Source organism: Sphingobacterium sp. Ag1 (assembly GCF_000988325.1).
Taxonomy (GTDB): domain Bacteria; phylum Bacteroidota; class Bacteroidia; order Sphingobacteriales; family Sphingobacteriaceae; genus Sphingobacterium.
In genome coordinates, this window is sequence record NZ_LBGU01000044.1 from 106,701 (window position 1) to 133,596 (window position 26,896).

20 protein-coding genes are annotated in these 26,896 nt (G+C 40.3%); 16 read left to right on the plus strand and 4 right to left on the minus strand.

What is annotated here, in order from left to right:
• The first annotated feature begins 397 nt into the window (after positions 1 to 397).
• A complete protein-coding gene (locus AAW12_RS21350) occupies positions 398 to 970 on the plus strand; it encodes a Crp/Fnr family transcriptional regulator (RefSeq protein ID WP_231585328.1) in 573 nt (190 codons plus the stop codon).
• Positions 971 to 1,002: 32 nt separating this feature from the next.
• Here AAW12_RS21350 and AAW12_RS25805 read toward each other — a convergent pair whose 3' ends face one another.
• Complete coding sequence (locus tag AAW12_RS25805; protein ID WP_053003912.1) at positions 1,003 to 1,488, minus strand: hypothetical protein; 486 nt, start codon at positions 1,486 to 1,488, stop codon at positions 1,003 to 1,005.
• A gap of 871 nt (positions 1,489 to 2,359) precedes the next feature.
• Here AAW12_RS25805 and AAW12_RS21360 point away from each other — a divergent pair.
• The 5 genes from AAW12_RS21360 to AAW12_RS21380 all read left to right on the plus strand — a co-directional run bounded on the left by AAW12_RS21360 (position 2,360) and on the right by AAW12_RS21380 (position 11,405).
• Positions 2,360 to 5,500, plus strand: coding sequence for a SusC/RagA family TonB-linked outer membrane protein (locus AAW12_RS21360; protein ID WP_046675715.1), 3,141 nt, complete (start codon positions 2,360 to 2,362; stop codon positions 5,498 to 5,500).
• Positions 5,501 to 5,510: 10 nt separating this feature from the next.
• Positions 5,511 to 7,388 carry a RagB/SusD family nutrient uptake outer membrane protein gene (locus AAW12_RS21365; protein WP_046675716.1) on the plus strand — a complete coding sequence of 626 codons (1,878 nt, stop codon included), beginning with the start codon at positions 5,511 to 5,513 and terminating at the stop codon, positions 7,386 to 7,388.
• Between the two features lie 248 nt (positions 7,389 to 7,636).
• A complete protein-coding gene (locus AAW12_RS21370) occupies positions 7,637 to 9,028 on the plus strand; it encodes a DUF1080 domain-containing protein (RefSeq protein ID WP_084823277.1) in 1,392 nt (463 codons plus the stop codon).
• 11 nt (positions 9,029 to 9,039) lie between these two features.
• Positions 9,040 to 10,455, plus strand: coding sequence for a Gfo/Idh/MocA family protein (locus tag AAW12_RS21375; protein ID WP_046675717.1), 1,416 nt, complete (start codon positions 9,040 to 9,042; stop codon positions 10,453 to 10,455).
• A 473-nt stretch (positions 10,456 to 10,928) separates the two neighbouring features.
• Positions 10,929 to 11,405 (plus strand): DinB family protein, encoded by a 477-nt coding sequence (locus tag AAW12_RS21380; RefSeq protein ID WP_231585329.1) that lies wholly within the window; start codon positions 10,929 to 10,931, stop codon positions 11,403 to 11,405.
• Between the two features lie 28 nt (positions 11,406 to 11,433).
• Here AAW12_RS21380 and AAW12_RS21385 read toward each other — a convergent pair whose 3' ends face one another.
• Positions 11,434 to 11,796, minus strand: a complete 363-nt coding sequence (locus AAW12_RS21385; protein WP_046676349.1) for a winged helix-turn-helix transcriptional regulator — start codon at positions 11,794 to 11,796, stop codon at positions 11,434 to 11,436.
• Between the two features lie 159 nt (positions 11,797 to 11,955).
• On the opposite strand from AAW12_RS21385, the gene AAW12_RS21390 reads away from it, so the two are divergent.
• Positions 11,956 to 12,486, plus strand: a complete 531-nt coding sequence (locus AAW12_RS21390) for an NAD(P)H-dependent oxidoreductase (protein ID WP_046675719.1) — start codon at positions 11,956 to 11,958, stop codon at positions 12,484 to 12,486.
• A gap of 115 nt (positions 12,487 to 12,601) precedes the next feature.
• Here the strand turns inward: AAW12_RS21390 and AAW12_RS21395 are convergent, their stop codons facing one another.
• Both AAW12_RS21395 and AAW12_RS21400 read right to left on the minus strand, forming a co-directional pair.
• Positions 12,602 to 13,357 carry an SDR family oxidoreductase gene (locus AAW12_RS21395; protein ID WP_046675720.1) on the minus strand — a complete coding sequence of 252 codons (756 nt, stop codon included), beginning with the start codon at positions 13,355 to 13,357 and terminating at the stop codon, positions 12,602 to 12,604.
• 50 nt (positions 13,358 to 13,407) lie between these two features.
• Complete coding sequence (locus AAW12_RS21400) at positions 13,408 to 13,797, minus strand: helix-turn-helix domain-containing protein (protein WP_046675721.1); 390 nt, start codon at positions 13,795 to 13,797, stop codon at positions 13,408 to 13,410.
• A 236-nt stretch (positions 13,798 to 14,033) separates the two neighbouring features.
• Here AAW12_RS21400 and AAW12_RS21405 point away from each other — a divergent pair, with 236 nt between their 5' ends.
• From AAW12_RS21405 to AAW12_RS21445, 9 genes are all read left to right on the plus strand, one after another.
• Positions 14,034 to 14,714, plus strand: coding sequence for a response regulator transcription factor (locus tag AAW12_RS21405; protein ID WP_046675722.1), 681 nt, complete (start codon positions 14,034 to 14,036; stop codon positions 14,712 to 14,714).
• 2 nt (positions 14,715 to 14,716) lie between these two features.
• Entirely contained in the window at positions 14,717 to 16,063 is a 1,347-nt protein-coding gene (locus tag AAW12_RS21410; protein ID WP_046675723.1) for a sensor histidine kinase, read from the plus strand.
• Between the two features lie 90 nt (positions 16,064 to 16,153).
• Positions 16,154 to 17,425: a TolC family protein gene (locus AAW12_RS21415; RefSeq protein WP_053003914.1), complete on the plus strand. Its 1,272-nt coding sequence runs from the start codon at positions 16,154 to 16,156 to the stop codon at positions 17,423 to 17,425.
• Positions 17,425 to 18,531: an efflux RND transporter periplasmic adaptor subunit gene (locus AAW12_RS21420; RefSeq protein WP_053003916.1), complete on the plus strand. Its 1,107-nt coding sequence runs from the start codon at positions 17,425 to 17,427 to the stop codon at positions 18,529 to 18,531. The genes AAW12_RS21415 and AAW12_RS21420 overlap by 1 nt, the downstream gene beginning before the upstream one ends.
• 1 nt (position 18,532) lies before the next feature.
• Positions 18,533 to 21,628: an efflux RND transporter permease subunit gene (locus AAW12_RS21425; protein WP_046675724.1), complete on the plus strand. Its 3,096-nt coding sequence runs from the start codon at positions 18,533 to 18,535 to the stop codon at positions 21,626 to 21,628.
• A 400-nt stretch (positions 21,629 to 22,028) separates the two neighbouring features.
• Positions 22,029 to 22,928: a dihydrodipicolinate synthase family protein gene (locus AAW12_RS21430; protein WP_046675725.1), complete on the plus strand. Its 900-nt coding sequence runs from the start codon at positions 22,029 to 22,031 to the stop codon at positions 22,926 to 22,928.
• Between the two features lie 169 nt (positions 22,929 to 23,097).
• The gene (locus tag AAW12_RS21435; RefSeq protein ID WP_046675726.1) at positions 23,098 to 24,555 is read left to right on the plus strand and encodes an aldehyde dehydrogenase (NADP(+)); all 1,458 of its coding nucleotides are present in this window, start codon (positions 23,098 to 23,100) and stop codon (positions 24,553 to 24,555) included.
• A 38-nt stretch (positions 24,556 to 24,593) separates the two neighbouring features.
• Positions 24,594 to 25,592 (plus strand): 4-hydroxyproline epimerase, encoded by a 999-nt coding sequence (locus tag AAW12_RS21440; protein WP_046675727.1) that lies wholly within the window; start codon positions 24,594 to 24,596, stop codon positions 25,590 to 25,592.
• Positions 25,593 to 25,615: 23 nt separating this feature from the next.
• The gene (locus AAW12_RS21445; RefSeq protein WP_046675728.1) at positions 25,616 to 26,878 is read left to right on the plus strand and encodes an NAD(P)/FAD-dependent oxidoreductase; all 1,263 of its coding nucleotides are present in this window, start codon (positions 25,616 to 25,618) and stop codon (positions 26,876 to 26,878) included.
• The last annotated feature ends 18 nt before the right edge of the window (positions 26,879 to 26,896 follow it).

Here is a 26,896-nt window from a genome sequence, read left to right on the forward strand (position 1 = left end):
ATGGCGCTTTTGAGCAGGAGATTGCGGCTTTGTAGATTGGTTTTACAGATTAAGTAAATAAAGTACGAAAAGTTCGAATTTTACGTTAGTATAGTAAGGATGTTTTCTGATATAACCGTATTGGATACCATAAATGCAAATCAGCCCGCCTATTTTAATAGCGGGCTGATTTTCTTTCAGCATCCTTTTTTAGGAACACTACCCACAATTTTCAGTTATGTCTTCAATTTTGACATCAAGATGGACATAAGCTCCTTTTCTTTGATATCGATGACATCCATTACTTGAATTTATCTTCCCAGCCTTTGCCCTTCGAGCTTATTTGAAATGGTGCCGCGTGTATTTTTTTTAATAAATGAATGAGTAGCTTTGGTTTGTACAATAAATTGACGGACTGTTGGAAAAACTGAAAGAACATTTAAAGAAATTTATCGCTATTGATCCAATCGAATTGGAAGAAATACTGCGTTACTTTAGGACGAAAACGGTCGCGAAAAAAGAAAATATACTGGAGGAAGGGCAGGTTTGTAGATACCATTTTTTTGTATTGGGAGGTATTCTCCGTAAATTCTTTGTTAATGAAAAAGGAGTCGAACAAACGACCGAATTCGCTATAGAAAATTGGTGGATTACGGACAATATGGCTTTCGAACATAAGCTTGTTACTTCATTTTATATTCAAGCAGTAGAAGCATCCGATTTAGTTTATATCAGTCAAGAAAATCGAGAAAAATTGGTCGCCGAATATCCAATCATGGAGCGTTATTTTCGCTTTGTCTATCAAAGGGCCTATGCTGCCGCGCAAATGCGGATTAAATATCTATTCTCTTTATCTAAAGAGGAATTTTACCATGATATGCTCCGTAAATATCCGCAGTTTGTACAACGTGTTCCGCAATACCTCATTGCTTCCTATCTGGGATTTACCCCGGAATATTTAAGTGAAATCCGAAAAAAAAATCTTCCCTGAATCTGCTGCTTCGATCTCGGTGTGATTAAATACTAGTAGCATTGATCTGAATCTGCAATGCGAAAGGGGTTAATTTGAAATTGAAGCTTGTGTTCTCTGGCATAATCTTGCACTAATTTTTCGAATTTTTCCATTGCCTTTTCCTCAGAAGAAGCAAAACAGTGCAGGTTTAATTCCAAGGGTTTCTCTGAGGTGGCCGGATCGATACGCAATTGTTCAACTTCGGAGAGGACAACAGCAAAAGAAGTTTTACAGATCTCAACTTCTAAATGCGGCCCTATTAATTGAGATGAAATGCTATAATAAGAATCCTCATTTTGGATTTCTTCCTGAAAAGGATCTAAATAGGTCGTAACAATAGATCGATAACCATATTTAGCATTACCAAAAAAGTGATCAATATACTCCTGTGCTTTTTCATATGTTGAGAAGACACCTTCTAGATTGGTGAATAAATCTGGATCTTCTTTTACTTCTTTTGAAACTACTGTATATACCTTAATGGGGTTGGTTGTCATATTTTATATGCTACTGTTTGTACATTAAGTAAAAGTAAGTTTTTCTGCAAAAAAACTAATTTAGACTGTTATCTATGAGCGATTCTAAGATAAAATCCTCGTTTTAAAATAAAAAATTTCCTTTGTTAACTTGTAGCCTGTTTAGAGCAGGTGTTTGTGCTTTAAAGTTGTATATAATTTTCGTATTCTCCAAATTTTTTACTGATTGTTTTTATTTACTTTTCTAAAATAATACGAATTGCGTATGCGACCCTGTCGTTGAGCCCTTTTTATGACCATCGTATCGCCAAGTTCCTCCTACAGATAACGTGAGTCTACGTTGAGACTAACTCATCAACGATATGGTTTTGTCCCAAACTCGGATCCTTTCATTTGACCCGACGTAAAATAATGCATGTGACTTTTGCTTCCCTGGCCATAAAAAAAATCTTGATCATGTCGGTTTTGTATTTAGTAAAGTGTGGGTGGTTTCTTTTATAAAACTTTATATTTATTTTAACTTAAAAGATAATTAAATTACAAATCGAAAAGGGTGCCATTTTATGTCAAAACTATGCTTTTTTGTCTCAATTTGTTTTTTAATTTTATTCGATTTAAAGCCTATGAAGGACTTTTTTGTTTGCTGTATGTTGTTTTTTAGCCTAAGGTATAATCTATTCTCTCTATTTTGTTAGGATGTCGTGACTTGTTTTTTATGGTCATTCAAACGTTTTCGTAAATAAATGGATTAAAAAGGTTTGATTGTGTTTTCTTAATTAATACTATTGTTTTGTGTTGATTAAATAATAACCAATTGATATTAATGGACTAAAAGGTCTTGTTTTTGGGATTTTTATAGTTCTATTTATTAATAACCAATAAATCTTAATCTATGAGAAAATTTAATCGTTTAATTTCCGTTAGCTTTTCTTTTTTGTGTATGCTATTGCTGTCTACAGGAATTGTTCATTCACAAGGAACTGGAAAAGAACTAAAGGGTATCGTCAAAGCAAATGATGGGCGTTTTTTGGAGAAAGTCACCGTTTTGATGAAGGGAACATCCACGGGTACAGTAACCGATAGTTACGGTCGCTTTAGTTTAAAATTGCAGCATAATACTGCTAAAGTTATTTTAACTTTTACCCATACAGGATACTCGTCCAAAGAACTTGAAGTAGAAGTGGGTAAGGAAATAGAGATTACCCTTTCTGAATCTACAGAGAATCTAGATGAAGTTGTCGTTATTGGGTACGGAACAGCCAAGCGTAAAGATGTGACCGGTGCAATCGTTTCTGTGCAGACCGAAAAGCTTGAGAAGGAGGCGCCCAGGTCGGTTCAGGATCTCCTGCGGGGAAATGCAGCTGGATTGGTGATTGGCCAGGGTAATTCGGCTAAAGGTGATGCGGATTTGCTCGTAAGGGGAAAGGGAACATTGAAAGCTGGCAGCAGTCCGCTAAATGTCGTGGATGGCGTTATTTTTGACGGAACATTTGCTGATATTAATCCCAATGATATTCAGTCAATCGATATTTTAAAAGATGCTAGTGCGACTGCAGTGTACGGTGCAAAAGCAGCCAATGGCGTTATCTTAATTACAACAAAAAGAGGTAAAAAAGGAAAACCGTCTATTACTTTCAATGGTAATTTTGGAATGGTGGAAAATGCAGGGATGCCTGCAGTGATGAATGCTGATGAGTTTTTAAAATATCGCTATGACTTTGAAGTAGGTCGTAGGACAGCCGACTATCTTAAAGCACATCCCGAAATGTTTGTGGACCCAAGACTGCTCAATGGAACGAATCAATTGGACTGGTATAATTACGATCAAAAGACCCCCGTTACAAATGTAACAGAGGATCAGCTGATCAGGTCTTGGCTTTCTCGATTGGAGCTTAAGACACCGGAAATCGAAAATTACATGAACAATAAGATTACGGATTGGCAGGATTTGGTTTTTCAAAAGGGGATCCAGCAGGATTATGCTGTTGCAGTATCGAATAGTAATGAGGTGTCAAATTATTACTTGTCCTTGAATCATGTTGATAGAGAGGGTATTATATCTGGGAATAGATTTAGGAATTTTCGTACTAGATTAAATTTAGAAACAAAGATTACACCCTATTTAAAAGTTGGTGCTAATACTAATTTTGCGGTTCGAAATGAAGGTTTTTTACAGGCGGATTGGAAACAGTCCGCTGTGATATCTCCCTATGGATCAAATAATATCGATGATCCTACAAGTATTTATCAAAGACTTCCTACTGGAGACGTTACACCTGTAAATCCTTTTTTTGATAATCAATTTAGAGACCGAAAAGATCATTATAATACACTGAATTCCAGTTTGTATGGTGTCATTACTTTGCCTTTTGGAATAGAATTACAATCCAATTTTACGCCTTCGTTTATTTGGCATGAGTATTATAACCACGATTCTTCTAAAAATCCAGAGTGGAAGGCAAAAGGGGGAAGTAGCGAACGATCATTTGAAAAAACCTATAATTGGCAGTTAGATAACGTGTTGCGTTGGAAGCAGCGTTTTGATGAACATAATTTTGAAGTAACATTGCTTCAAAATGCAGAGAAAGGGCAGTATTGGCAGACCAAGGCCACAGCTTCTCAGTTTGTACCTTCTGATGTCCTGGGTTGGCATCGTCTGCAGGCAGGCACTATTCCATTGAATGAAAGTAATGATACCTACCGGACAGGAGACGCCTTGATGGCCCGCCTGTTCTATTCCTTTAAAGATAGGTATATGTTGACAGCTTCGGTACGACGTGATGGGTATTCAGCCTTTGGCGCTCAAAATCCAAGAGCAACCTTTCCAGCCCTGGCTTTTGCCTGGGATTTTACGGCGGAAGACTTTATGAAAAAGACCAAATCCTGGTTAGACTATGGTAAGCTGCGGCTTTCCTGGGGAAGAAACGGAAACCGCGATATTGGAATGTATGAAGCTCTTTCCGACATGACCTCTGGGTTACATCCCTATATTGATGCGAGTGGAAAAGTTTATCTTTCTTCTCAGCTATACGTAAATAGAATGGCCAATTTGGGCTTGAAATGGGAGAATAAAAGTTCGTATAATGCCGGTTTGGACTTTTCGATCTTCAAGGGTCGTCTGAGTGGCGCGCTGGATTTTTATACGGCGACGACGCAGGATTTACTGGTGGATCGCGCGTTGCCGGAAATTATAGGATTTAACAGTGTTGCGGCCAATCTTGGTGAGCTCTCCAATAAAGGTTTTGATATTACCTTGAATAGTAACATCATGAATAAGGGCGATTTTAGTTGGAATGCGACGGCGATCTTTATGTTGAATCGGAGAAAAATTGTGAAGTTGTATGGAGATATGGTGGATGTAAAAGATAGTGAAGGAAATATCGTCGGCCAAAAGGAAGCCGATGATGTTAAAAATAGATGGTTTATTGGACAGGATCCCGACCGGATATGGGCTTACAAACGAAATGGAATCTGGCAATTAGGGGAAGAAGAAATGGCTGCAAAATATGGTAACCAACCCGGCGATTTTAAATACATAGATCAAAACGGAGACGGGGTCTTAACGGATGCTGATCGCATCTTTCAAGGGTATACTACGCCACGTTTTAGATGGTCGCTACGAAATGAATTGCGCTATAAAGATTTGAGCTTCTCTTTCTTTATGTACTCCAATTGGGGGCATTTCGCAGAATTCAATAGGGCCGCAAACAATAGTAATTTTGCCGATCGAAGTACGGATTACGCGTTACCTCGCTGGACCCCCGAAAATCCGATCAATGATTATGCCCGAATTGGTTCAAAAAATAACGGGACCAACTACATCAACAAGTCTTATATTAGATTGGAAAATATTGTATTATCGTATTCCATTCCCAAAATACTCTTGAATTCGTTGAAAATACAGCAGTTACGTGTTGCTGCATCTGTGAGAAATGTAGCCTATTGGACAAAAGATTGGAGATTCGGTGATCCTGAAGCTTCAGGTGACCCAACCCCCCGCACATATAACCTAAGTTTAAACCTTACCCTTTAATTTTTAAATCATGAAATTGAAAAAAAATATACTATGTAGTTTATGTATTGGTTCAATGGCTGTTTTTACATTTTCGTGTAGTAAGGATTGGCTTAAACCGAAACCCTTGTCTTTCTATGAACCTGATGTTGCACTTGCCGATGCGCAAGGTATGTACTCCGCTTTAACGGCCTGTGAGAGAAATATGCGGCATGAATTTTTTGGCGATGCCGCCCCAATTTTGACCGAGATCATTCAATCTGAAGTGGCCGTAGAAGGTACGACAGATAAAGCTGGTCCACAAATGGATATGGATATTGCACTGCTCCCCGATGCAGATCTCAATCACAACGATAGAACTAAAGTGGGGTGGTATTGGTACGAAGGATTTAAGGGAATAAAATATGCCAATCTTATTATTTCAAGAATAGATGCGGGAACTTTTAAAGACGAAAATGAAAAAAACGCGATTTTAGGAGCGGCTTATTTTCAACGTGCCTATCGTTATTTTAAATTGGTGCACCAGTTTGGCGATGTTCCTTTTATTGATAAAGAAATAAACGAACCGAAGTATGATTTCTATAGCTATGATCGTTGGAGTATTCTCGAGAAATTACGAAAAGACCTGGAATTTGCCTATCAATGGGTGCCCGAAAGAGTAGACCGTGGACGTACGTCCAAATCTGCCTGCGGTGTATTGTTGATGAAGGTTTGTATGGCTTTGGCAGATTTTGATCGGGCAATCGCTATCGGGAAGGAAATTGTTGCCATTCATCCACTTATGAAAAGTCGATTTACGGTGAATAAGACAAGACCAAACACCAATCTGATGTTTGACCTTCATAGTGTTGAAGCAAAATTAGATGGGGCCAATACCGAAGGTTTGATGTATGTGGTTTCTTATCCTGGAGTTGATGGCTCTGATCGTATCAGAACAATGCGTAATGGTGTTCCTTTCTGGAATAACGGCGGTATAAAAACACCAGATGGAAAAACAGGGACGGGCCTATCATTAGCAACGGATGAAACTGATCTTTCATTGGATTTAAATAAGAACTATGGTCGTGGTATAGGACGATTGCGTCCAACCTGGTATTTTACAAATCAGATTTGGAGGCCTGGCAAAGAAGATAATGATTTTCGGGGGATCTTTAACCGGGATAGTTGGCGAAAGATGGAAGATTTGAAATATAATGAGCCCAACTTAAAAAAGACCGGCAATCCATGGTATGGAAAAAATCTAGTTAAACCGGCGGGGATGAGTGTCGAGGATTCCATTCGCCTATGGTTCTCTTGGCCGCATTACAAATTATTTGTGCCGGATCCATTGCAAACACAATGGGAGGGCGGGGAAACCCCATGGTATATTTATCGTTCTGCGGAAGTCTATTTATTGTTGGCCGAAAGTTACTATTGGAAAAATGATCTTGGTCAGGCCGCCATGGCTATTAATGAAGTCCGTCAACGCGCAGGTGCAGCACAGCTAACAGCAGACGAAATCAATATCGGTGAGATATTAGATGAGCGTGCACGTGAGTTGTATTATGAAGAAAACAGACATATTGAGCTCGTAAGGATTGCCTATACCTATGCAAAGACCAGAAAACCATGCGAAATTTTTGGTGGTCGTGTCTATGATTTAAAACAGATTAGTGGCCCAGGCGGAACGAATGCGAACATTAAACAAACTGGAGTTAATTTCTGGTACGATAGAGTGGTTGCTAAAAGTAATTTCTATAATAAAGGGGTAAAACACAAGTGGGCCGAATATAAAATTAGTGTGCACCATATCTTATGGCCTGTGCCCGCTAATGCGATTAATACCAATATTAAAGGTGTTATCAATCAAAATATAGGTTACCCAGGTGCAGAGAAAAATAAAACCCCGTTATTGGTTGAAGATAAGTAACAAGTGTTTTCAAACGTTTTCGTAAATAAATCAGATCATTTGATTCATTTCACTTATATTAATTAATATCTTGTTTTATTAAGTCAATTGAATCAATAGCCAATAACTAAATGAGGGCCTGTTTGGCTTGAAAGTGAAGTGTAGCATCGTCTCCTGGCTTTCGCTAGTATAGTCTCTAACTTGTTATGATTGACAAACCAATGATGGATAAATAAACCGGGTTGATAGACCCAAGATTAAATTTTAAAATGAAAAGAAATACACTATTTAAATCTGTTTTAATGGCTGCTATGGTCGGCAATGCTGTTATGTCGTATGCCCAGACAGATAAGAGTAATGAGAAAGGTTGGACGAACCTTTTTGATGGAAAAACGCTAAATGGCTGGAAATCTGTCGGCGGAAAAGCTCCTTATTCTATAGAGGGGGATGCTATCGTGGGTCGAATGACAAAAGGTACACCCAATTCTTTTTTGATCACTGAAAAAGAATATGGTGATTTCATATTGGAGCTGGATGTTAAACTTGAAGGCAATGAAACAAACTCAGGTATTCAGACACGGAGCCATCTTGATCCAAAGGCTAATGATGGACGGGGACGTGTATATGGAAGGCAAGTAGAAATAGACCCCTCTGCCCGTGCATGGACAGGTGGAATCTATGATGAGGCGCGTCGTGGATGGATTTATCCACTCGATTTAAATGAAAATGCTAAAAAAGCCTATAAAGTAGAGGAATTCAATCATATTCGAATTGAAGCCATTGGTGATGAGCTGCGCACTTGGATCAATGATATTCCTGTTGCTTATGTCGTTGATACGATCGATAGATCTGGCTTTATCGGGTTGCAGGTGCATGGTATTCCACCTAAACTGGATGGAAAGAAAGTGTACTTTAAGAATATTAAAATAAAAACAACTGACCTCAAATCAAAAGGTTTTCCAAAAGATCTTTATATCGTGAACTTGAAGCCAAACGACTTGGCTGACGCTGAAAAGAAGAAGGGTGTTAAGCTTTTGTTTGACGGTAAAACCAATAAGGGGTGGCGGAGTATACATGGCGATAAATTTCCGGAACGCGGTTGGGAAGTTAAGGATGGCCAAATGACTGTGCTAAAATCTGACGGTGGTGAATCGACCAATGGTGGCGATATCGTCACAAAAGATAAATACGCGGTGTTTGATCTGTCATTTGAATTTAAGCTTAGTCCGGGAGCCAATAGTGGTGTTAAGTATTTTGTGACTTTAAAAGAAAAATCAAAAGGATCGGCTATTGGTTTGGAATATCAAGTGCTGGATGATGCTTTACACCCTGACGCGAAGTTGGGACGTGACGGAAATCGTACCTTAGCATCGCTTTACGATCTCATTACATCCAATCGTGATGATCGCGCGCGCAGACCGATCGGCGAGTGGAATAGGGGTAGAGTTGTTGTTACAGCAGATAACAAAGTTGAACACTATTTAAATGGCATTAAGATGCTGTCTTATGAGCGGGGATCCAAAGCGTTTAAAGACTTGGTTCAGATCAGCAAATATAAAGATTGGGAAAATTTTGGCGAAGCGAAGGAAGGTTTTATTCTTCTCCAGGACCATGGTGATCGTGTTTCATTTCGCAGCATAAAAATTAATACACCGAATTAAGCTTATCTCTTATGAATCATTATTTATCGCGCAGAAGCTTTGTTAAACAGTCCGTTATCGCTGCAGGAGCTGTTATGCTATCCAATAGTGTATTGGGGAATGTCAATTTGGCCAAACCAAATGAGCGTGTCAACTTAGCCTGTGTAGGCCTGGGAAACAGGGCTGCCGACATCATTAAAGAACTCTATAAAACCGGACTCTGTAATATTGTTGCGCTATGTGACGTAGATCTTGGTGCGAAACATACGCAGGAAATTTTGGGCTTGTTTCCTGATGCACCGAAGTTTAAGGATTTTAGGGTAATGTTTGACAAAATGGGAAATCAGATTGATGCTGTAAGTATCGGAACTCCTGATTTTTCGCACTTTGCCATAACCATGCTTGCACTGGATTTGGGTAAACATGTTTACGTGGAAAAACCAATGGCGAGAACATTCCTTGAAGTCGAACTGATGGCAAATAAAGCTCGGAAAAACCCTAAACTTGCCACCCAGATGGGAAATCAAGGGCACTCCGAAGCAAATTATTTTCAGTTTAAAGCCTGGAAGGATGCCGGTATTATTAAGGATGTGACACGCATCGATGCGCACATGAATATGCCGCGTAGATGGCATGGCTGGGATGTGAATATGAAGGGTTTTCCTGCCGCAGAAACGATTCCCGAAACATTAGATTGGGATCTTTGGCAAATGCAGACTATTGGCCATAATTATAATAAGGATTTTGTGAATGGTCAATGGCGCTGTTGGTATGATTTTGGAATGGGGGCTCTAGGCGATTGGGGGGCACATATATTGGATACAGCACATGAATTTTTAGATTTGGGGCTGCCTACAGAAGTGTCTGCTGTGAAGCTCGACGGGTATAATTCTTATTTTTTCCCCATGTCTTCGACCTTGAAATTTCATTTCCCAAAAAGGAAAAAGATGCCAGCAGTCGATATCAATTGGTATGATGGACTGGATAATTTGCCACCTATACCGGAAGGCTATGGTGTATCCGGACTGGATCCAAATATTCCTGCACCTAGTACAGGGAAATTGGAACCCGCTAAATTAAATCCTGGGAAAATTATCTATAGCAAGGATTTGATATTTAAAGGTGGCTCACATGCCAGTACCTTGCAGATTATTCCAGCAGCGAAAGCTAAGGAAATGGAATCTAGGCTGCCGGAAGTGCCAAAATCACCGTCAAACCACTTTGCTAATTTCTTAAAAGGTTGTAAAGGCGAAGAAAAAACCCGCTCGGCTTTTGAAATTGCAGGTCCTCTGAGCCAAGTATTTTGCTTGGGTGTAATTGCACAACGCTTAAACAGTAAGTTGATATTGAACACACAGACAAAAGAAGTGACCAATGATAAGTTTGCCAACGCACTCTTAGCCGGACCTCCACCAGCAAGAGGTTGGGAGCAATATTATAAGATGTAATGGACCCTAACTGGGTATCGAAAATAAAGGGCAATGTTTACATTGCCCTTTTTATGTTTGAAATGAAAAGCCTTTATAACCTATCCCTACTATTATTGGGAAGATGGGCCTGCTTTTTTCTCGATTCCATGAGATGATAAAGGATGATGGAAGATTATATTTTTGCAGTCATTTATAAAAAAAAAGGTTTTCAAACGGGGAGAATGAAAACCTTAAATAACCAATTATAAACCTAAATTATGATGATACAAAGGTAAGTGTATTTACTACACTATGCAAATTTATTTTAAAAAATAATTGAATCGATTTTAAACAAGCTATAGGAAGTAGCTATTTTTATAGGAGTAAACTGTATTTTTGACGAAACGGACTGCTATCTGCATTCTTTTTAAACGCTGTAGCTTTATGGATTTTAAAAAGCATCCGCGTAGACTTTTAGCTATTTTAAAAGCATGGAAAATTTAGAAGTATGGATGCGTGGACCTATTGAAGGAGTTCCCGCTCTTCTCCAACCTGTTGCGCATGCACTTTTACAAGTTGAAGAAGATGTTTTGAAGTATACCGCACAAATATCCTCAGCGCAGCTTTGGACAAAACCGGGTGGCAACGCCAGTATAGGTTTTCACCTGCAACATATTCGTGGAGTAATCGATCGCATGTTTACTTATGCCGAAAATAAATCCTTAACGGATAAACAATTTGACGACCTCCGTCAGGAAGGTCTAGAAGATAGTGCTTTGAGCGTGATATCGCTTGTAGAAAACTTACATCGGCAGATTCAGCAATCTTTGCAAAAACTGGCGTTAATTGATCCGGACACCCTGACTGAAGTGCGTTTTTTGGGTAGAAAACGGATCCCTACGACGTTGATTGGTTTGTTGTTCCACGCTGCAGAGCATGCACAGCGTCATGTCGGCCAATTACTGGTAACAGCACGATGTATGAACTAAAACAACCTTTCGTTCTGTCAGCTAAAGTCTAAGATTTTTGAACCTGTTGTAACTTCTCGCCCCATTTCCCTAGTTCTCGAATAATTGGTTTGAGTTCATATCCCAGTGCAGTCAGCTCATAAAGTACACGTGCCGGGACTTCTGCATATACAGTACGTTTAATAATGTTATCATCTTCTAGCTTGCGCAATTGTAAGGTGAGCATACGTTCAGTGATACCCGGTAAACATTTTTTGATTTCAGAATAACGTAGCGCGCCATTGATGAGATAGCAGCATATGGCTAGAGCCCATTGACCACCAATCACATTAGCGGCAAAAACTTCGGGGCAATTATGCTCAAGTTGCTTTTTATTTGAAAAGTTAGTGGAGCTCGTCTTGATTTTAGTCATACGCACATTTTTTATAGTACCTAACATTGGGTTACAGATAAGCCAAAATAGGAATTATGTCGCTATTTTTAAATCATAGTCCTGTCGTTTATTAAAACTGCCGCTACGAATCGGCTAAATGTGGTGACTTGTGCATATCTAGATACATAAATAAAAAAAATGAAAACATTAATAGTCGTTATTCACCCCAATTTTGCTGCTTCCGTCGTAAATAAAAGTTGGGTTAAGGCCTTGGAAAATCAACCTGAGTTGTATGACATCCATCAATTGCACCAAGTCTATGCTGATGGTAAAATTGATGTCTTGGCCGAGCAGCAGATGATGGAGAAATATGATAAAATAGTCTTTCAATTTCCCTTTTATTGGTTTAACTGTCCGCCGTTTTTTAAGCAATGGCTGGATGAAGTGCTTACCTATGGATGGGCTTATGGTAAGAACAGTGGCTACAAACTGGAAGGAAAGAAAATCGCATTAGCAATTTCTGCGGGGATAGACGAGCAGGAATATGGGGAGACGGGGAAGTACAAATATAGCATGGATCAATTAACAAGTCCTTTTGAAATTACTTTTGATTATGTTAAAGCGGATTATCAAAAACCTTTCGTCTTTTATGGAGTTGAAAAAAAGTCATCTACCGCATGGGTAGAAGAGGGCGTCACGCGCTATCTCCGTTTTTTGGAGCAACTTTAGTTAATAAATATCAGGGCTTGTTTATTGTTGCTTAGCTTTTGTGATATACGAATCAATCCAAAGAAATAGGCTTATCAAGAAAGCATCTTTCTCAAGATGCTTTCTCTTTGTTGTTTTACCGTGTTGTATAACCACCATTGGCAAAAATGGTCTGCCCCGTTATCCACCAACCATCGGTGACCAAGAATTCCACCAAAGGCGCAATGTCTTTTATATCGGTTAGCCCACCTAATGCTGAAGCAGATTTATGGTAAGCAACAGCGTCTTCGCTTTCCTGTCCATAGAAAAATGGCGTATCCATTGGCCCCGGGGCTACAGCAGTAACCGAAATTCCCCGTTCTCCAAATTCTTTTGAAGCAGCTCGCGTAAAATGCTCTACTGGAGCTTTCAGTCCTTCATAAGTAGAGTATAATCCCGTATAGGCCGCCAATAATGAGGTAACAATCGTACAGATTTTGCCATTTGCATTCAGTTTTTTACCCGCCTCCCGAATAAAGAAATAAGCAACTTTTGAATTGATGTCACTCATGCTGTCGTATTCTTCGACCGTGGTATCCACAATTGGCTTTTTCAATACTTTACCGACCGTATTAATGGCGATATCTACGCCACCAAATTGCTCAATTGCGACATCAAAAAGTTTCGTGATATGCTCAATTTTTGTCAGGTCCGCCTGCACTAATATAGCTTCTGCCCCCGCGGATTTGACAGCTTCCAGAGTTTGTTCAGCGTCTGCTTGGGTATTTTCACTATTGTAATGGATCACCAGCTTTGCCCCTTGAGCCGCAAAATCCCGACTTAATAATCCGCCAAGGTTTTTTGCACCACCAGCGATAAGGACAACTTTTCCTTTTACATCATTTCTTGCCATAATAATTTAAATTTTGATTATAGCAAATCTCACAAATGTTAAGGAACCTCTTATGGTGAACTTTTCGCTTTTTTCAATTGACGAAATTGTGATGGCGACATGCCTTCATATTTTTTAAAAAATTTGGTGAAGTTGGACGGGTCGTATGTCAGCATCTGTGCAATTTTCGCAATGGTCAGATCGCTATTAATGAGTAGGTCTTTGATACAAGCTAATATTTTTTGTACATAAAAATAGCAGGGGTGATTTCCGGAAGTTTCCTGTATAATCTTGATAAGATGCTTTTGTGAAACACAGAGTATGTTGGCGATATCCTGAAGCTCCATCATATCTATGCTGTCTCCACGAACCAATTCCGCTAAATGACGATCTAAAAAGTTAAAATATTGAATCGTAATCTCTTCACTTCTTTTTCTATTGGAGAGCAATGCTGTGTTCATTTTAATTCCTTTCCGAATTGTTAGGTTAAATATAAACAAATAATACTGGACGTAATATTTTTTACCTGAATAATCGAGAATTCCGCATAATGGACTCGTCAACGTTATAGACAAAGATTTTTATCCTCGACACTGCTCTTGATCACCCGAACGATTAATTTGTAAATTCGTATACTTGTAGAATTCTAAGAGAAATTCGTAATTTTTATAATCCCGCATAAAAATAAACTGAGTATATGCAGATACTTTTAGTAGAAGACGATCGCCGTATTAGCAGCTTTGTTGTTAAAGGTCTAGAAGAGATGGGCCACAAGGTCATTTTGGTTGAATCTGCGGAAGCGGCACGTGAATGGATCAATGCGGATTCATTGGACATTGTCGTACTTGATATTATGTTGCCCGGAATAGATGGTATACAATTTACGAAGATGATCCGATATCGAAAAAATCATATTCCAATATTGATTTTAAGTGCCTTAGGAGAAGTTGAAGATAAAGTCGAGGCCTTGGAAAGTGGTGCTGATGATTTTCTTGTCAAACCCTTTTCCTTTAAGGAATTGGTTAGCCGTATCAAAGCTTTGGTACGCCGCGACAATTATAAAAACGTACCAAAGGATAGCTGCGTAGAAATTCATGATTTAAAAGTGGATCTTGAACGGTATGAAGTCCATAAGAATGGTAAAAATATCGATCTATCACCTAAAGAATTTAAACTGTTGAAGTATCTGATCGAAAATCGCAATAAAACCCTTTCAAGAACAGCGATCTTACAGGCCGTCTGGGGAATTGATTTTGATAATAATACCAATGTTGTCGATGTATACGTTTCTTATTTAAGAGGTAAGATTGATGCGGGGAGTGATACCTCCATTATCAAAACGGTGAAAGGGGTAGGTTATATGCTCACAACGGACTGACCATGAATTTAAAGATTCGACTCACACTCTTTTCTACCTTGGTATTCACCATCATTTTTGGGCTTGCAACGCTAGTCATCTACTGGATATTTTATAATTCTTCTGAACGACATCTGATAAGCTCGCTGGAAAAAAATGCGAAGATAGCCGGTATTTATTACCTTGAAGCGGACGAACAGAGCCCGCTAAAGCACATGGAATCCAAAAATCAATATGAAAGTCTGGTCAAGCGCGCGATGGTAGCCGTTTATAACGCAGCGGGGAAGGTGAGTTATGGTGGTATGCGGTTTGATAATCAAATTAATACAGATTTGCTGAACCAGCTGAAAACAGACAAAACGGTTTATTTTAAAACAGCCGATAGCTTTTATTTTGGTTTGTATTATCCCGATAATCAGGGCGATTTCTTTGTGTTTGTCAAAGAGTCCAGCGCAGATTTTGATCATCAGTTGAGCCGTTTACTCATTACGCTTGTCTTTGTCTTTCTCGTTGCATTGATTAGTATTGCCTTGTTGTCGGTCTGGCTGAGTAAGTATGCTTATCTGCCCATTCGTAACGTGATCCAAGAAATTCAGCATAAAGATTTAAGTACCATTCAGGAGCCCTTGACCGCCATAAAAACCAAGGATGAACTCCAGGATCTGATTGAAAGTTATAATGCACTCCTACGTCGGATCAGTGAAAATATGATTATCAGAAAGAACTTTGTAAGTTATGTTTCCCACGAGTTCCGAACGCCTTTAGCAGGTATCCTGGGCTCAATGGAGGTCTTCGGCGCAAAAGTTAGAACGGAGGAAGAATACCGTGAACTGGCCGAAACCATTACCGAGCATGTGAACTTTCTGAATCAGCTTATTGGTAATTTTCTATTACTGACCGAAGATCAGGCCTTGAAACGTTCCCTGGAAACCTTTCGTATCGATGAGATCGTGTGGGACCTTGTACCTAAATTTTCGAGATCATTTGCCGTACCCTTGAAAGTCGATATAGAGGTCGACGAGCCACAATACTTTAATTTTCGGGGCAACAAGATGCTCGTCTCCCTTTCGATCTCTAATTTAATCGAAAACGCACTGAAATATGCAAATGGGCAAGAAGTGCTTATCCGAATGACCAGTGCAGATGGCAGACTGTCTTTACAAATTATAGATCACGGCATCGGTATCCCAAAGGCCGAACTGGAGTCAGTAAAACAGACTTTTTATCGTGGGTCAAATGTCGGTCAGGTGAAGGGTAGCGGCATAGGCCTCTCATTTGCACAAATCGTTTTTAAGGACCAGGGCGTAGACTTTGATATTCGCTCGAACCATCTGGGAACTACCGTATCACTGCTATTCCCTAAATTCTAATCCTTTTCTAATCTCTTCTAATTAAACTTTAATTTAACCTAAAGTTGCCTGTAATCTCTGTCCGTTAGTTTTGTGGAAATTCAAAATTAAGTGAGAAAGCTACGTATTACATTATTTTTACTTCTTGGCCTGAGTAGCAAACTATTTTCACAGGAAGCGGTTGAAAGCCGTTTACGAAAATCGGAGATTGAACAGGTGTTCCTTGCGCATAACCTGAGCTTAATGGCACAACGTTTTCATATACAACAGGCTGATGCAGCAGTGCTTCAGGCAAAGCTCTGGCCCAATCCAACCATCTCAATCTCAGAGGTAAATCTTTGGAAAAATTCCAGCAGTGAATCCTTTCCTGCGCTGATCGGTCATTATGGTAAATATCAGCAGCTGGCTGTTGAGCTGGAACAGACGATTGAAATGGCCGGGAAACGGAAAAAAAGAGTGCAATTGCAGCTTTTGGAAAAAGAGAATGCCCGGCTTCAATTTGAAGAATTATTGCGGAATTTGAAATATGATCTCCGGAGCCAATGCCTCGAACTACAGATCTTACAGGAAAAAGAACAATTATACAGTAGTCAGGTCGATATTTTTCAGACCCTAGCGAAGTCCTTTCAAAATCAATGGAAAGAAGGCAATGTGAGTGAAATGGACTATCTCAGGATTGAAAGTGAGTCGATTGCGTTTGGGAATAAACTTAACGAAATCCAGCAGGAAAAAATTGCAAAAATGAATGCAGTTGCGAGCTATCTAGGAGATAAGGGGACTGCACTTTACATTTCGGATACGATAGGTATGCCACTTTTTCTCCTGGGGACGAAACAGGAATGGAAAATGATGGCCCTGGAAAACCGTAGCGACTATAAAATCATCCACAATACCTGGAAGAAAAGTAATGCGCAGTTGGAAATCGAAAAAGCAGAACGTACACCAGATCTCAAGGTATCAATGAATTATGACCGGGGCGGAAATATCATGCGCGATTTTATAGGCCTGGGTGTTGCTATGGATCTTCCTTTATTTAATCGAAACCAGGGGAATATCAAAGTTGCTGAACTGGAACTTGAGAAAAATAAAGTTGAAATCGCGCAATTTCGTATCGATATAGAACGAGAGATCGACTTTCTTTCGGCGCGTTTGAGCAATCTTGAAACTAGTTTGAAGACGATGGATACAGGCTTTGATCATAAACTGAATGTCGCACTTGAACGCTATGTCCGCAATTTTCAAGAACGACGGTTGACCATCGTTGAATTTATAGACTTTATCAATAATTACATGGAAAACAAAGAATCAATATTGGAGCGCAGGGCACAATACCTTCAGTATAAGGAAGAATTGACGTATTTAATCGGAAAGGATATTGTCTAATGAAAGGGAACTTTTTAATGCCACTGACACTCATGTCCATATGTTTATTGTGGAGCTGTCAATCAACGAAAAATGAAGAGCAGGTTACGCCGCCAACCAAAGGGTTTTGCCTCAGCGCAGATTTCAAAAACCAAATTAAAATTGATTCAATACAGAAGCGGGTGGTATTTGAACAGATCGCTTTAAATGGGGTCATTCAATACGATCAGGATGAGCTTGCTGCACTAAAGAGCCCGATACCCGGTATCGTGCAGTCTGTCTCCGTCAAGATGGGTGATTATGTGGAGAAGGGACAAATTCTCGTATCGCTTAAAGGGACCTCGGTCAATGATTTAGGAAAGGAGCTGCGTGAGCTGGAGAATAGCAAGCGCTTGGTGGAGAGTAAATTGGCAAGTCTTCGCAGTCTACTGAAAGATGGTATGGCTTCCCAACGGGAACTGGAAGAGATGGAAAGTGAATTGAAAGCCACACAAATCGGAATACGTCATGTAAAGGCCAATATGAATCTGCTCAATGGATCATCAGAAAATGGCCTATTTTACATCCGTGCACCCAAAGCGGGTTATATAGTTGATAAAAAGGTGAGTCCTGGTATGACAGTGGGTGATGATGCCGAATTACTTTCAGTAAGTAAACTGAATGAAGTATGGGTTTCGGTCAATATTTATGCAAATAATTTACCCTTTGTGAAAAATGGTGCGCCTGTCAAAATTACCACCTTAGCCTATAAAGGAGAATCTTTTGATGGCTATATTGATCAGGTTGCCAATTTCTTTGATCCGGAAGAACGTGTCGTCAAGGCGCGCGTGAAGTTGTTGAACAAAGACCTGAGGTTAAAGCCGGGCATGAGTGTGGATGTATTGGTGGAAAAAGCTGTTTCAGGACAAGAACAGCAGATGCTGGCTATTCCCAAAGATGCCATCATTCTGCATAATAACCAGAATTTCGTGGTGCTGTACAAAAATGACTGCGATCTGTCCGTAAAGCCTGTGGATATTGTTGCTGAGAATGAAACCTATGCTTTTGTCAAAACAGGAATAGCCGAAGGAGATCAGGTGTTGACAGAAAATGAGCTGATTGTATTTGATGAATTGATAAATAGATAGGATGAAGAAAGTTGTACAAAATATTGTTTCATTTTCATTGAAACACTCCTTGGTCGTCCTGTTTTTTACGTTGGCATTATTGTTCGGCGGGATATACGCCTACCTGCATACACCGATTGAAGCTTTCCCCGACGTCACCAATACACGGGTCAGGATTATCACACAATGGCCGGGACGTAGTGCTGAAGAAATAGAGAAGTTCGTCACGTTACCGGTAACCAAAGAGATGAATACTATCCCAAAGAAAACGGATGTTCGTTCGATCTCCTTGTTTGGCTTATCCGTTGTAACAATCCAATTTGAGGATGGAGTAGCGGACTTTTATGCCCAGCAGTATGCGGGTAATAAAATGCGTTCCATCGATTTGCCGGATGGCGCGGAAAGCTCCATCGAACCACCTTCGGGTGCTACAGGAGAAATTTTTCGCTATGTACTAAAGAGCAATCTTCCGATTAAAGAAGTTTCTGCCATTCAAGATTGGGTGATCGAAAGAGAACTTGTGGGGGTACCGGGTGTGGCGGACGTCGTTAGCTTTGGAGGGGAGGAAAAGATCTATGAAATAAAGATCAATCCTACGGAGCTGGCCAATTATAATTTGTCGCCACTGGATGTGTATGAAGCCGTATCGCGTTCGAATATAAACGTCGGTGGGGATGTGATCCAGAAAGGAAATCAAGCCTATGTCGTTCGAGGGGTAGGTTTATTGGATAAGATCGACGATATCGGTAATATTTTGATCAAGGTGGTCGGCAATACACCGATTTTAGTCAAACATGTAGCCGAAATAGAACTGGGCGCAAAGCCACGACTTGGCCAAGTGGGGCTCAATCAGGAAGATGATCTTGTACAGGGAATAGTCATTATGCTGCGGGGAGAAAATCCTTCGGCTGTCGTCACAAGGCTAAAGGCAAAAATTGAAGAGCTAAACCAACGTATTTTACCTGCAAATGTCAAGATTGAACCCGTTATAGATCGCACAAAACTGGTGAATAATACTGTGCATACGGTTTCCAAAAACCTGATAGAAGGGGTTATACTGGTTTCGATTATTGTCTTTATCTTTTTGAACAACTGGAAGACAACCTTTATTGTTGCCTCGGTCATTCCACTGGCTTTCCTCTTTGCGATTATATTATTGAAAATACAAGGTTTGCCGGCCAATCTGATTTCCATGGGTGCGTTGGACTTTGGACTTTTGCTCGAAGGAACATTGGTCATTGTGGAGACTGTTTTTGTCTCTTTGGAAAAAGAGGCCCATCGGCTTGGGACGGAACGCTTTAATAAAATCTCCAAGCTAGGGATCATAAAAAAAAGTGCAGGTTCTGTTGCAGGCTATATCTTTTTTGCACTATTGATTTTAATTGTCGCACTGACTCCTATTTTCTCTTTTCAAAAGGTGGAAGGAAAGATGTTTTCGCCACTAGCCTTTACGCTCGGTTACGCCTTGTTGGGTTCCTTGATCCTGAGTTTAACCTATGTGCCCGCGATGTGTAAATACTTATTAAAAAAGAACATCAAAGAAGATGAAAATAAGATCACTAAAGTCAGCCGTAATGCCATTTTTAAAGGTTTTAAAAAGGCTTTTGACCATCCAAAATGGACATTGTCTATTTTTATGGTTGTCTTGTTCGTCTGTATTTTTCGGTTTAGCCATTATGGTTCCGAGTTTCTTCCAAAACTGAATGAGGGTGCAATTTATGTTCGCGCAACCTTACCCAATAGTGTCAATCTGGAAGAATCGGTAAAGCTGACGAAAACAATGAAAACAAAATTGATGAATCAGTTTGACGAGATCGACTTTATAATGACACAGACAGGCCGTCCCAATGATGGCACGGATCCAACAGGATTTTTTAATATCGAATTTAATATTGAATTGAAGCCCGAGGGGGAATGGAAACGTAAACTATCCAAAGAGAAATTAATTGGTCAGATGCGGGATAGCCTGCAGACTTTTCCTGGAATCAACTTCGGTTTTAGTCAGCCGATTCAAGATAATGTAGAGGAGTATGTGGCCGGGGTAAAAAGCCCGCTAGTGATCAAAATTTTTGGTGAAAACTTACAAGATTTAGAGAATAAGGCCAATAAATTTGCAGAGTCACTAAAAAAGGTCAATGGCATTACGGATGTCAATGTTTTTAAAAATATAGGTCTGCCTGAACTCCGTATTCAATTGCATGATTCAAAGATGGCTAAATATGGCGTTTCAACCAAAGATGTGCAGTCCGTGATCGAAATGACTATCGGGGGGCAATCGGTGACACATTTCTACGAAAATGAGCGGATCTTTGATGTTCGTCTGCGCTTCCAAAAATCATACCGCGACAACCCCGAGAAGATCGGAAATATCATTATTCCTACGATGAATGATCAGAAAGTACCCCTACGGGAGATCGCAACAATAGATTATCATACGGGGCCGGCATTTATTTACAGAGAAGGGAATTCCCGCTATATTGGTGTTGGCTTCAATATTGAAGGTCGAGATTTGGGAAGCACAATTGCCGATGCGAAAAAACAGATAGAAAAAGATGTTAAACTACCCAAATCTTATAAGGTTGTGTGGGCCGGAGAATTTGAAAGTAAAGAACGGGCAACAAAACAACTGATGAATGTTGTGCCAATTTCGTTGATTTTGATCTTACTCTTGCTGTATGCCAATTTTGGCAATGTCAAAGATACGCTGATTTCTTCGCTGACCTTAGCCTTTGCATTTATTGGTGGATTTATTTCCTTGTGGATTACCGGAACGACATTTGGAATTTCGGCGGGTATCGGATTTATTATTCTCTTTGGCGTAGCCACGATTGATGGTATTGTTTTAATCGGTATTATGAAAGAAAATCTGTTGAATAAAATGAGCTTGAAACCAGCTATTTATGAAGCTGTCAAAAGCCGCATAAGACCCATCTTAATGATTGCATTAATGGGGGCGATGGGCTTATTACCAGCTGCACTTTCAAACGGAATGGGGTCTGAAATCCAAAAACCGTTGGCGATTATGATTGTTGGTGGATTGATTATTTGTATGATTCTGTCGTTTTCAGTATTACCTATTGTTTTTTACTTTTCTTATAAAGAGCAAAGTCGCGATTAGTTACCCATTTTAATTATTATATACGATGCAAAGGTTGCCTGTCTGACAGTGCAACCTTTGTTATTTTTAACATGCAGCAGTACGTTTCGTAATAGCAATCCAAAGTTGAAGCGAATATATATATATCTTTTACACCCTATTTTTTTGTAAATCTTATTATAAATGTTGAACTTACATCTAAGTTGTTGAGATTGAATCTCAAATTAAAAAGCACTCATCTGAAGTTTTGCTGAAATAAGTTATAAATCTCTATTTAAAATTAAAAAACCATTCTTTTGGTTCCTCATGATCTGTATTTATGAGAAAAGGTCAATATTAGGTCAGTGTTGATTAATTCATAAGAAGACTGACCTCGCTATTCCAAATAGATTTGTGATAAAGAAATATTAAATAATACGCTATGGCACAATTTAAATGGGAAGGAATTTATCCTGCAATGTTATCACCATTTGATGAAAATGGAAATTTGGATTTTGATATGTTTGGTAAAAACATTGAAGCACAATTGGATGGAGGTGTTCACGGTTTGATTATCGCTGGATCATTGGGGGAAGCAAGTGTTTTGAGTACGGAAGAAAAGTATGATTTATTGACCTATGCGTTGAAACTTGTTGGTGGTCGTGTACCCGTATTGCTAAATATTGCAGAAAATACAACGGCTGCTGCGATCAAAGTGGCGCAGACCAGTGAGGAATTGGGGGCAGATGGTTTGATGTTATTGCCACCAATGCGCTATAGAGCCGATGATAGAGAAGCTGTCGCTTATTTTCGTGCTGTTGCACAAAGTACTAAATTGCCAATTTTAATCTATAATAATCCTGTTGACTATAGTACTTATGTATCGCTGGAAATGTTTGAAGAACTCTTATTGGAGCCAAATATTCAGGCAGTGAAGGAATCGACACGAGATTTAACCAATATCACGCGTTTGAAAAATCGTTTTGGTGATCGATTAAAGATTATGGCCGGTGTAGATACCTTGGGGCTCGAGTCCTTGATGTTAGGGGCTGATGGGTTAGTCGCCGGATTGGTGGACGCATTCCCAAGAGAAACAGTGGCTATGTATGATCTTGTGAAAGCTGGTGAATATAAAAAAGCGGTAGAAATATACCGTTGGTTTATGCCTTTGTTGGAATTGGATATTCATCCTAAATTGGTCCAATACATTAAATTGGCCGCTACAGCTGAAGGAATTTCAACACCTTATACACGCGCGCCAAGATTACCGTTGATCGGTGAGGAAGAACAACGTGTGAAAAAAATTATTGCAGATTCAATCGCAACGAGACCACAATTATAGGAATGCTTCTGAACTCTCTGGATGGGAGTTCAGGAAATATTCTTTTTAGGACCACGTAAAAATAGACGAAAAGAACCTTCTTATTATATTGAGTAACCGCAAGGAGTGAAAATATAGGGAAGGTTTTTAATGATTTTTGAAGATACTACTTACCATAAAAACAAAAGGAATGGATAGAAACGAAAATGAGATTGATTACGTCGTAAAACAGGCGGAGGCTGGATTTCAGTTTCTTCAACAAACGGATGTCATCGAACGAGCGGAATTGATGTATGCCATTGCCGCTGAAATTGAGGAATTGGGCGAAATATTGATTGAAACGGCTCATTTGGAAACCGCACTACCTTTGGGAAGACTGCAGGGTGAAAAGGCGAGAACAGTCAATCAATGGCGTCGATATGCCGATGCCGTTCGTACTGGTTTATACAGTGAAGCTCGGATAGATCGGGATCCAAATGGCCAATTTGATTTAAGGAAATATAATAAAGGACTTGGTCCGGTGGTCGTCTTTGGTGCGAGTAATTTTCCTTTCGCCTTTTCAACTGCTGGCGGAGATACTGCAAGTGCCATTGGTGCCGGCTGTTCAGTCATCGTAAAGGCTCATCCTGCGCATCTTAAAACCTCCCAATTAATGGCTGACGCCATTGATCGTGCGGTTTCAAAACAGGGCGTTCCAACTGGTGTTTTTAATCATGTGCTGTCGGATTCATTCGCTGTTGGACAACAGTTGGTTAGCCATAAACAGGTAAAGGCTGTGGCATTCACAGGTTCATTTCGTGGCGGAAAAGCCTTGTTTGATTTAGGGCAGTCGAGACCTGAACCTATTCCGGTATTTGCTGAAATGGGAAGCGTAAATCCGGTTTTTATTTTGCAAGACTACCTCGCTAATCATCTGGAAGCATTTGCAAAGCAGTATATTGGGTCGTTACTCCTCGGTGTAGGGCAGTTTTGTACCAATCCGGGCGTATTGGTAGGCTTGGCGGGCGAACCGTTTGATCGGCTCAAACTGGCCTTAAAGAGCGAACTAAAAACTGCTGCTACAGGGAAAATGTTACATGCCGGTATCTTGGATAGTTACAATCGCCTAAAAGGCGAAATGGTTCAATCGGAAGGGATCAGCGTATTGGAAGAAGGGGAAGATAATACACCACATGATTTTGCCCGGGCTGTGCTTGTCGAAACTGAAGCCAGTCAGGTTTTAAACAATCCCAACTTGCTGGAAGAGGTTTTTGGACCTTTTGGGTTGATTGTATCCTGTGCCGACCAAAATGAGATGAATCTTGTCATGCAACAGCTTGATGGGCAGATTACCCTGACTTTCGCAGCTACAGCGCAGGACATGCGCGAATGCCCGGCTCTTTTTGCAATGGCGCAGGACAAATGTGGAAGACTGCTATTCCAGGGCATGCCAACAGGCGTAGAGGTTCAGTATGCCATGCAGCATGGCGGACCTTATCCCGCAACCACAGATGCTCGTTTTACTTCGGTAGGGCCAGATGCGGTAAAACGGTTCGTCCGACCTTTTAGCTTCCAGAATTGGCCGAATGAGTTTTTGCCTAAAGAGCTACAAGACGGAAACCCATTACAAATTGATCGTCTGGTCAATCAACAATGGACGAAAGCATAATATAGATAAATGACCATATAAACAACAAGGAATCAGAAATGAAGAAGACTTTTTTTTGTATTGATTCGCATACCTGTGGTTGTCCCGTACGATTGGTTGCAGGGGGAACCCCATTGCTAGCGGGTAATTCCATGATGGAGCGCAGATTGCATTTTATACGTGAGTACGATTGGATTCGCAAAGGATTGATGTTTGAACCAAGGGGACATGACATGATGAGTGGAAGTATGCTTTATCCACCATTTGATCCGCAAAATGATATCGGCGTTCTTTATATTGAGACCAGTGGTTGTCTGCCTATGTGCGGACACGGAACGATCGGTACCGTAACGATTGCCATCGAGGAGGGACTCGTTCAACCTAAAATTCCCGGAAAATTAAGGTTGGAAACTCCGGCAGGACTTGTACATATCGACTATGTTCAAGAGGGTCCTAAGGTGAAAAGCGTAAAGCTTACTAACGTCAAGTCTTTTTTATATGCTGAAGGGCTAACGGTAGACTGTCCAGATTTAGGAATTATCAGCGTCGATGTTGCCTACGGTGGCAATTTCTATGGTATTATTGATCCGCAGGCTAATTTTGACGATATCAGTTCTTATTCTGCGAGCCAATTGATCCATTATGGCAAAATAATTCGTCAACTGCTCAACGAAAAATATGCTTTTGTTCATCCCGAAGATGCGAATATTCATGGGTTGACACATATCCAATGGACAGGTAATCCAACGCTTCCCAACTCGTCCGGACGAAACGCCGTACTGGTTGGCGATAATGCCTTGGATCGTTCTCCTTGTGGTACAGGTACTTCGGCGCGTATGGCGCAGTGGTACGCGAAAGGGAAGCTTAAAAAAGGAACGGAATTTATACATGAAAGTTATATTGGTTCACAATTTACCGGCAAAATTGAAGCGGAAACAACCGTGGATGGTAAGCCTGCTATTGTGCCGTCCATCGAAGGCTGGGCACGGATAACAGGATATAACACCATTTTTTTGGATGATGAAGATCCTTATTTTGGCGGTTTTCAGGTGATTTAATACATTAATAAGAAAAGAGCAACGTGAAAGAAAATAATAGAGGTACAGTTGTTGTAATAGGTGCTGGAATTGCTGGTCTTGCTTCGGCCTATTACCTGGTGAGAGATGGTTGGGATGTGAAAATCCTGGAAAAAAATACTTTGGACAATAATTGTTCTTATGGCAATGCAGGCATGATCGTCCCCAGTCATTTTACGCCCTTGGCAGCCCCCGGGATAGTCGCGCAAGGAATAAAGTGGATGTTCAATAGTAAAAGCCCCTTTTATGTACGACCTTCGCTCAATCCGCGGTTGATCAATTGGGGTCTGAAATTCCTAAAACATGCCAACCGCACGCATGTGGAGCAACATGCTTCCGCCATACGTGACCTGAATCTCTATAGCAGCCGCTTGTATGACGAACTGGCCCAAGAAGATAATTTTGATTTTGAACTGAAGCAGAATGGCATCCTGATGATGTATAAATCGAAAGAAATGCAACATGAGGAGATTGAGCTGGCACATCGTGCACAGGACCTCGGACTCGATGTCGATATCCTGGAAGGAAATACCGTTCAAGAACTGGAACCCAACCTGAAACTGGATGTATTGGGTGCTATACTTTATCGCTGCGATGGAAAACTATATCCTCCCAAGTTAATGCAGCAATTGATTCAATACCTGAAAGCCGCAGGTGTTGCTTTTTTCGAAGAAACTGAAGTCCATAAATTTATAACAACCGGAAATAGGGTGAAAGAGGCGATTAGCAATAAGGGAAGTTTTCAGGCAGATGCTTTTGTGTTAACCGGCGGTGCTTATTTGCCCCAGTTGACCTCAAAGTTGCATGTGAATACACCGCTTATGCCCGGAAAAGGATATTCTTTTATGTATCAGCCCCAGGGCGAGCAGACCCTGAATCATGCGGCATTATTACTGGAGGCCCGTGTTGCGGTAACCCCCATGAATGGTCAGATCCGCTTCAGCGGTACGATGGAATTGGGACCGGCAAATGACCGGATTTATGAAAACCGCGTCCGCGGAATTGTAGAATCTATTCCTAAATATTATCCAGAATTGAAGGTCGATTACCCAAGCGAAAAAATATGGTATGGTTACAGACCCTGCTCGCCTGATGGATTGCCTTATCTGGGAAGATTGAAAAAATTTGATAATGTCCTGGTTGCCGGTGGGGGTGGTATGATGGGCTTGAGCCTGGGCCCTGCTTATGGGAAAGTTGTTGCAGATTTATTGGCAGGACAGAAAATAGAGTCTGAAATCGCTGGTTTTAGGCCAGATCGTTTCGACTGATAAAATTATGATATAAAC